The 8,522-nt window shown below is 67.7% G+C and carries 4 protein-coding genes and 1 pseudogene; all 5 read left to right on the top strand.

Translation table 11 applies throughout. From position 1 onward, the window contains the following. Positions 1-11 precede the first annotated feature (11 nt). Positions 12-278, top strand: a complete 267-nt coding sequence (locus tag CHF15_RS46885) for a hypothetical protein (RefSeq protein ID WP_410169695.1) — start codon at positions 12-14, stop codon at positions 276-278. After that, a complete protein-coding gene (locus CHF15_RS43505) occupies positions 257-826 on the top strand; it encodes a DJ-1/PfpI family protein (protein WP_089227892.1) in 570 nt (189 codons plus the stop codon). The genes CHF15_RS46885 and CHF15_RS43505 overlap by 22 nt, the downstream gene beginning before the upstream one ends. 95 nt (positions 827-921) lie before the next feature. Continuing rightward, positions 922-5,325, top strand: a complete 4,404-nt coding sequence (locus CHF15_RS43495) for a ThuA domain-containing protein (protein ID WP_179280267.1) — start codon at positions 922-924, stop codon at positions 5,323-5,325. Positions 5,326-5,336: 11 nt separating this feature from the next. Then, complete coding sequence (locus CHF15_RS43490) at positions 5,337-7,451, top strand: ThuA domain-containing protein (RefSeq protein ID WP_143681795.1); 2,115 nt, start codon at positions 5,337-5,339, stop codon at positions 7,449-7,451. Between the two features lie 888 nt (positions 7,452-8,339). Beyond that, a pseudogene (locus CHF15_RS45580) lies at positions 8,340-8,522 on the top strand (GntR family transcriptional regulator); the annotation flags it as partial.

Below are 8,522 nucleotides of genomic sequence, written 5' to 3'. Positions count from 1 at the left end.
TTGAGCTCCGCCTGCTCCTCGAGCCGGCAGCGGCGCGCAGATCCGCCGAACGCGCATCCTTGCAGCAGGTGGCCGGTCTGCGACGAATGCTGGAGGAGATGGCTGAGCTGGAGGGGGGCAGCGGGCGTTATTCGACGAGGCCAAGGGCTCGGAGGGAATGGCGTAAAGGCTTGACGGGCGGTCTGGGCCGAGGAATGCTCGCACAATCGGATCGGATCGGATCGACCTTATCCGCCTCAGATGCGAGGAGAAGTGAGTGCCCAGAGCGCTGCTCCTGACCGGCGACGCCGCCGAGGAGCTCGACACCATGTATCCCTACTATCGCGTTCAGGAGGGCGGTTGGGACGTTGACGTCTCGTCACGGACGATGCGTGACGTTCAGCTGGTCATCCACGAGTTCGACCCCAACTCCGACGCCTACGTGGAGAAGAACGGCCGCAAGCTGCCGGTTGACGTGCCCTGGGCCGAGGTCGACGTCGAGCGCTATGACGCCCTCATCATCCCTGGGGGACGTGCCCCCGAGTGGATCCGGGTCGACGCCGACGTCAGGCGCATCACCGAGCATTTCTTCGCGCGCAACCTCCCGATCGCGCTGGTGTGCCACGGCGCGCAGGTGCCGGCTGTGTACGGGCTGCTGAAGGGCCGCAAGACAGCGTGCTTCCCCCCTATCACCGGTGACATGGAGAACGCGGGCGCGACGGTCATCGACGCTCCGGACGTCGTGGACGGCAACCTCGTCTCCTGCCGGGGGTGGCCCGACATGCCGCAATTCGGCAGGGCGATGATGGAGCTCTTTTCGAAATCCATCAACTCCGCATCGGCATGACCACACCTGGCCTGCCCTGACGAAGCCCGAGCCACTCGCTGACCTGTGCCACCGCCATCGTCATGCGCCGGTCGCCAGAGGCCAGGCCTCTGGCGATGTCGGCCACCCGGTGGCTCGATCCTGGCCAACCTGTTCAACCCGCGAGCGATCGTCATCGGAGGCTGTTTCGCCTCGCCGGCCCAGTGGCTGCTGCCCCACGCACAAGATCAGCTGCAACGGCTCGTGGTGGCAACTCCAGCCGCCCAGTGCCGATTCGTCGCCTCCACGCTCAGCTTCGGCGCCGCCTCCCGTGGCGCGGCGAGCACGGTGATCAACCACATCATCGACGACCCGACCGCGATCACGGACTTACCCAGGCCGGCGCCTTACTGACGGCCCCACAGACATGGAGACGGCACCCTCCAGCAACCGCAATATGCGCTACCACCAAGTGGCAACAACCGCGGCGGCGCGCGCCGTGCCTGACATCCCCCAGGCAGGAAGGGTTTTTCATGTCACCACGTCATCGAACGTGGGCCAGGCTGCTCGACGCAGCCCTGCCGGAAAACGGACGACGCCCGAGACGTCGCACCGCGACCACGATGGCCTTAGCCCTCATCGCCCCTTTCCTCACGCTCCTCGCGACGCCGGTGAGCGCCGCGGCCCCCACGGCGGCTGAGCCCGCTTTCGTCGCTGCACCGGCGCTGCCGCAGCAGCCCGCCAAGCCCGCACCACCAGACGCCCGCTTCAAGGTGCTCGTGGTGCGCAGCACCCAGGACGCGGTGTCGTCGGCCGGCCTGGCCGCGATCCGGGATGCGGCCAGAACCGGCCATTTCACGGCCGTGGCGCCCGAACCCGCTGACGTGGGCGACCATTTCACGGAGAAGAAGCTGGCGCAGTACCGCGCGGTCGTGTTCTTGGACACGGGTCTCGCGAGCCCGCTCACGGACGCGCAACGCGAGAACTTCGAGAGCTACTTCCGCGACGGCGGCGGCTTCGTCGGCGTCGGCTCGGCGGTCGAGACCGACGAGTCCTGGTCGTTCCTGACCGACATCCTGGGGACGCGTGCGTCCGGCAGGACCGACGTGCAATCGGGTGACGTGAAGGTCGCCGACCGCGTCCACGACGCGAGCAAGGATCTGCCGCAGATCTGGTCGCGGACCGACAAGTGGTACAACTTCAAGAAGAACGTCCGCGGTGTGTCACACGTCCTCGACACCGTCGTCGAAGACCCGTTCGGGCCGCAGCCACAGGGCGCCGACCTCGACGGGATCGCCGGGGGCACGATGGGCGCCGATCACCCGGTCTCGTGGTGCAAGGACTTCCAGGGCGGCCGCTCGTTCTACACCGGCCTGGGCAACACGGCCGCGAGCTTCGACCCCGGCCTCACCAAGCACCTCAAGGGCGCGATCGGCTGGGCCGCGGGCCAGGCCGACCCGGCCTACAGCGATTGCGGCGCGACCGTGCTGGCCAACTACCAGCAGACGAAGATCGGCTCGCCGCCGAACCTGCAGGAGCCGATCGGCTTCGACCAACTGCCGGACGGCCGCATTCTGCAGACGGACCGCCTCGGCTCACTGCGCATGCACGACTCGACCACGGGCGTCACCACGGTCGTCGCCAACTTCGCCGATCCGAGCCTGCCGATGACGCAGCAGATCTACACCGCGGGCGAGGACGGGCTCTATGGCCCGGCGGTCGACGCCCACTTCGCGACCAACAAGTGGGTCTACCTCTACTACTCGGCGAAGGAGGTCACCGACGTCAAGCTGAGCGACGGATCGGTCGTCACCCAGATCACGCCGAACACCACCCCGCCGAACGTGGCAGCGTCCAAGACCGCGTGGGATCCGTACGTGGGCTATTTCCAGCTCAGCCGCTTCAAGTTCGTCGACGCCACCGACAGCACGCCGGCGCACCTCGACATGGGCTCCGAGCAGCAGATCATGCGCGTGCCGGTCAACCGCCAGGAATGCTGCCACGTCGGGGGCGACATCGACTTCGACAAGCACGGCAACCTCTGGATGGTCACCGGCGATGACACGCCCGCGGGCGGCATCAACGCCGGCGGCTACGGGCCGTACAACTCGCAGAAGACCGACGAGCAGCAGACCGTGCGCGTCACCAACGCGACGGGCGGCACGTTCACGCTGACCTTCGAGGGCCAGACGACGGAGCCGATCGCGTGGAACGCGGATCGCAATGCGATCGACGCGGCGCTCGAGGCGCTCTCGAACATCGAGGCGGACGAGATCCAGACCAGCGGCGGCCCGGTCAACACGTCGAGCGTCAACGTGTTCTTCCGCCGCGGCAAGCAGCAGTCCGCCCAGCCGCAGATCACCGCCGACGGCGCCGGCCTGAGCGGCACCGCCACGCCGGCGATCGCCACCAACACGGCGCAGGAAGGCGGCTGGTATCAGCGGCTCACCGGTGACTCGCGCCGCACCGCGCTGAACACCAACGACCTGCGCGGCAAGGTGCTGCGGATCAAGGTCAAGGACGGCGACATCTCCGCCGCCGACGCCAACAAGGCCGGCTTCCGCCCCGGCACGGGCGCCTACTCGATCCCGCCGGGCAACCTGTTCCCGCTGATCGCGGGCAAGCCGCGAGACAAGACGCGGCCGGAAGTCTACGCGATGGGGTTCCGCAACCCGTTCCGGATCCAGGTCGACGAGAACGACGTGGCCTACATCGGCGACTACTCGCCCGACGCCCAGACACCGCAGCGCTCGCACGGCCCGGCGGGCACCGGCCGCTACGAGATCGTGCGCAAGCCGTCCAACTACGGCTGGCCGACGTGCTACAAGCGCGACCTCGCGCACTACCAGTGGAACTTCCACGAGTTCGCTCCCGGCACCACCACACCGGGCACGCCGCTGAACGACCCGCCTCAGAAGTTCGACTGCAACGGGCCGACGCAGCGCAACGACTCGCTGTGGAACATCGAGGGCGGTCCGACGGTCGAGCCGGGCCTGAGGGACGTCCCGCCGGTCACCGACCCGGACATCTGGTACTCCTACCGCGACAACAACACGAGCGCGCCGCTCGGCACCCCGTGCGAGGCCTACTACGCGCCGACCCCGGGCCCGATCGCGACCGGCTCGACGAGCGAATGCCCGCGGCTGTTCCCCGAGCTCTACACCGGCGGCGTCGGTCCGCACGGGGTCACGAAGTACCACTACGACCCGAAGAACCCGAACCCTCACAAGTTCCCGCCGTACTACGACGACTCGGTGATCATCAGCGAGTGGACGCAGGACACGCTGCGCGAGGTCAAGCTCGACAAGGGCACCAACCACGTCCAGAAGATCAACAACTTCCTGGATTGCGGCAGCCGTGCGAACGCCGGGGCAGGCACGTTCCGGTTCGAGTGCGACAACCCGATGGACTTGCAGTTCGGTTCTGACGGCGCGTTCTACCTGCTGACCTACGGCAACGGGTTCAACGTCATCAGCCCCGACGCGGGCATGTACAAGTGGGAGTACGTCAAGGGCAAGCGCGCGCCGAAGGCCGTGCTCACCACGGACCGCACCGACGGCTCAACGCCGCTGACCGTGAAATTCTCCAGCGCCGGCTCGCTGGATGAGGATCCCGGCGACTCGATCCGCTACGAGTGGAACTTCGGCGACGGCTCGGCGATCGAGACCGACCCGAACCCGACACACACCTACACGCAGTCCGGCCGCTACACGGCCGTGCTGACCGTGCTCGACTCGTCCGGCAAGCAAACCTCGACCAGCACCGTGATCACCGTGGGCAACACGAGCCCGACGGTGGTCGTCGATACGCCGGTGGAGGGCGGGACGTTCGCGTTCGGCGAGGACATCCCGTTCTCGGTCACGGTCACCGACCCCGAGGACGGGACGGTGAATTGCTCCGAGGTGCAGGTGACGTTCGTGCTCGGCCACGACGCGCACGGCCACGCCGAGGAGTCCGTCAACGGCTGCTCGGGCGTGCTCCACACGGACGCCGACGACGTCTCACACGGCGGCAACGTCTCCGGCGTGGTCCAGGCGCGCTACACCGACCACGGCGGTCCGGGCGGCGTCCCAGAGCTGACCACGACCGGCCAGCACCAGATACGCCAGAAGCACCAGGAGGTGGAGTTCGTCGTCAACCAGTCCGGCACCAACACGGCGACCAACACCGACGGCGGCGCCGGCGTGCACCGCGGCAGCCTGGGCTCGGGCGACTGGCTCCAGCTCAACGGCCCATTCAACCTGACCAACATCGATTCGATCACGTTCCGCGCGGCGGACGCGGCGAACGGCCGCACGCCCGGGTCGCCGCTGGCGGCAATCGAGGTCCGTCAGGACTCGATCACCGGGCCGATCCTGACCACGGCCGACCTCGTGTCCACCGGCGGGACGGGAACCTGGACGAGCCAGACGTTCCCGGTCTCGATGTCCGGGACGCATGAGCTGTTCCTGGTGTTCCGCCCGGTCACATCCGGCGCCACGGGCGGCAACCTGTTCAACCTCAACTGGGCCGAGTTCGTCGGCACAGGCGTCGGCACCTAGCGAACCCGCCCGTGCCGACGAACCCGAGTACGTCGGCACGGGCATCCGCACCCAGCGAACCCGCCGGTACAGCGGCAAGAGAGAAGACACTCATGCGGAGAAGATTTCGCACATCGGCAGTGGCCGCCTTCCTGACGGCGGCCGCACTCATCCCCACGACACCGTCGTGGGCGCAGGAAACGACACCGCCGACGATCAACGTCGCGACGCTGTCGCCCTCTGCGCCGACCGGCCAGAACAACTGGTACACCGGCCCGGTGACGCTGAACGTGTCGGCGACCGACGACGTCGGCATCGCCAAATTCCAGTACTCGCTCAACGGCGGCGCCGCCTACATCGACGTGCCCGTCGAGGGGGCGCCGACGTCGGCCACGGCGTCGGCGGTGATCACGCAGGAGGGCAACACCAGCGTCCGGTACCGCGCGGTCGACACGGCCGGAAACATCGCGGCGTTCCGCTCGATCTCGGTCCGGATCGATACGCGCGCGCCGGCTGCATCGTACCCGGCGATCACCGACGGTCACGTCGGTCACGTCGCCACGCTTATCCCGACGCGCACGGACCCCACCCCCGGCTCGGGCGGAGTGGCTGTGCTGAACATGTACCTCGACGGCAAGCTGGTCCCGCCGTTGCCGGTGCAGACCTCCGACCTGTCGCTCGGCGTGCACACGCTCGCGGTGCATCTCTCCGACGCTGCTTCCAGCAGCGCGAAGTACACGCAGACGTTCATCGTGACGACCTCGTTCGCGGACGTCGGCACGCTGATCAACCGGTTCGTGACCGCCGGCAGCGTCTCGGCGGAGGTCGGCGAGGCGCTCCAAGCCAAAGTCGACCAGGCGAAGGCGCTCGCCGACGCCGGTTCGGCCAAGCGCGCGAGCCAGGTCCTGAACGGGTTCGTCACGATCGCCGGCCGGATCACGCCCGGCTCGGCCCGCAGCACACTCGTGGGCGATGCTCGTTACCTGATCGACCAACTCGAAGGCCGGCTCGCGCCGGAGCCCGCGACGGGCCTCACGTCCGAGCCCGCGCAGGGCCCGAAGTTCATCCCGGACCCGGTGCTCGCCCCGCTCCCGCACAAGCCGGACGCCGACTACAACGTCCTCATCTTCTCCAAGACGACGGGCTTCCGGCACGACCACATCCCGCACACCGTGGCCGCGATCCAGAAGCTCGGCATCGCGAACAACTTCAACGTCGACGTCTACGACCCGCAACTCCCGACGGTCACGCTGCCCACGAGCCCGTTCCTGAGCCTCGACACGCTCAAGCAGTACGACACGATCGTCTTCGAGTCCAACGTCGGGCACCCGGGCCCGCTCAATGCAACCACCGAGCAGCCGAACTTCGAGGCCTACATGAAGCAGGGCGGCGGCTATGTCGGCATCCACGGCGCCGCCGACTCGTTCGAGGTCGGCACCTGGCCGTGGTACGGCGACCTCGCCGGTGGGTTCTTCACCAGCCATCCGAACGGCCAGAACGGGTTCGGCCAGTGCGGCAGCTGCATCCACGCCGAGGTGGTGACCGAGGACAAGACGCACCCGGCGACCGCGCATCTCCCTGACCGGTGGATGACGGTCGACGAACTCTACAACTTCGACCGCAACATGCGGGCCGACGTGCACACGCTGCTGAGCCTCAACGAGGACAGCTACCAGCGCAGCCTCAACAGCGGCAACGCGGCCACCACCCCGCTGCGGCTGATGAACGGCGACCACCCGATCGCGTGGTGCCAGAACTGGGGCGGTGGCAAGGCGTTCTCGAACATCCTCGGCCACTTCCGGACGCTGTACTACGACGACGCGTTCATGCAGATCATCCTCGGCGGGATCGAGACGACCGCCGGCCGCACGGACGCCAACTGCTCGTCCTACCGCGAGACCAGCCTGCTGATCGAGGCTGACCGAGCCGCCGGGCTGCTGACCGCGGACGCCGCGGACGCCGCCGTTGCCGCCCTGGACATCGCGCGGGACAGCTACCTGGCAACCAACTACACCACCGCAATCCCGGTGCTGAACTCGATCGTCGCCCTGGCGAACGACAAGGCCTCCGGCGACGCTGCGGCGCGTTCCGAGCTCGCGCGGCAGGCGCGCGAGCTTCGGGAGTGGATGCAGAACCTCAACCGCTGACCCGTTCACGCGGCGGGGGCGGCGAATCGCCGTCCCCGCCGCGCTGACGCTGGAGCGCGCACCACTATCGCGGATTTATGCACGACCTTCTCATGATCATCAACGAAACATCGGTAGGTGCCGCACGTGACCCATCCTCCCAAGGGAGCGGTGATGCGGTCGGGTCGACGCCCTGCAGGCGGCATTCGAACACTAGGTCCAGGCCGACGGCGGTTGCGCCGGCAGGGGCGATCACCGAGGCCGATCGCGAGGTCGTGATGAGGCGGCCGAATGAAAAGAAAGAACGCGTTACCCGACGCGGATAACGGATGCGTGCGCGATCGGAGGGGAGGAAGATGACGGTGCGCCTTGGGCGAATTGCCGGGCTGTCGCGGGCGCCGCCCCGCAGACCGGCTTCACGAGTACGCTGCGCCGTGCTGGGGCTTCAGGCCGTCGAGAGGTCCTTCGGTCCTTGTGTGGCCCGGTGGCGAACCGAGCAGGACGTCGAGCATGCTCAGGGGAGCTTCAGGTGGTCGAAGTAGGGCGCTGGCGGGCGGTTCCGCGATGGGTGAAGGATGACTGGCGTCCGCCACCTTTCCTATACGATCCGAATGGTCGTCACCATGTAGCAGCGTTGCTACCGATGTCAACACGTTCGCAAAGACGCTAGGAAGATCCTCACGTCACGATGGACGACGAAGCGATGATTGCGAGGGGAAGTGGGGCCATGACGGGCGGAGCGCCGCCGGGTAAATCTCGTGGCCGGCTTGCCGACGAGGTGTACGACACGCTGCTCGGACAGCTGATGTCGCTACGGATCGAGCCTGGTTCCCGCGTCACGATCGACGTCCTGGCGCGAGAGTTGGGGGTGGGGTCTCGCAGACGCCGATCCGAGACGCTCTGAACCGGATGGAGGCCGAGGGCCTGGTCGTGCGTGTGCCCCATGCCGGCTATCACATCCCGCCCCAAATCACCCGTCAGCGATTCGAGGACATGCTTGAGCTCCGCCTGCTCCTCGAGCCGGCAGCGGCGCGCAGATCCGCCGAACGCGCATCCTTGCAGCAGGTGGCCGGTCTGCGACGAATGCTGGAG

It is taken from the genome of Actinacidiphila glaucinigra, assembly GCF_900188405.1.
Classification (GTDB): Bacteria; Actinomycetota; Actinomycetes; order Streptomycetales; family Streptomycetaceae; genus Actinacidiphila; species Actinacidiphila glaucinigra.
This window is presented reverse-complemented; position numbering and strand designations above follow the sequence as displayed.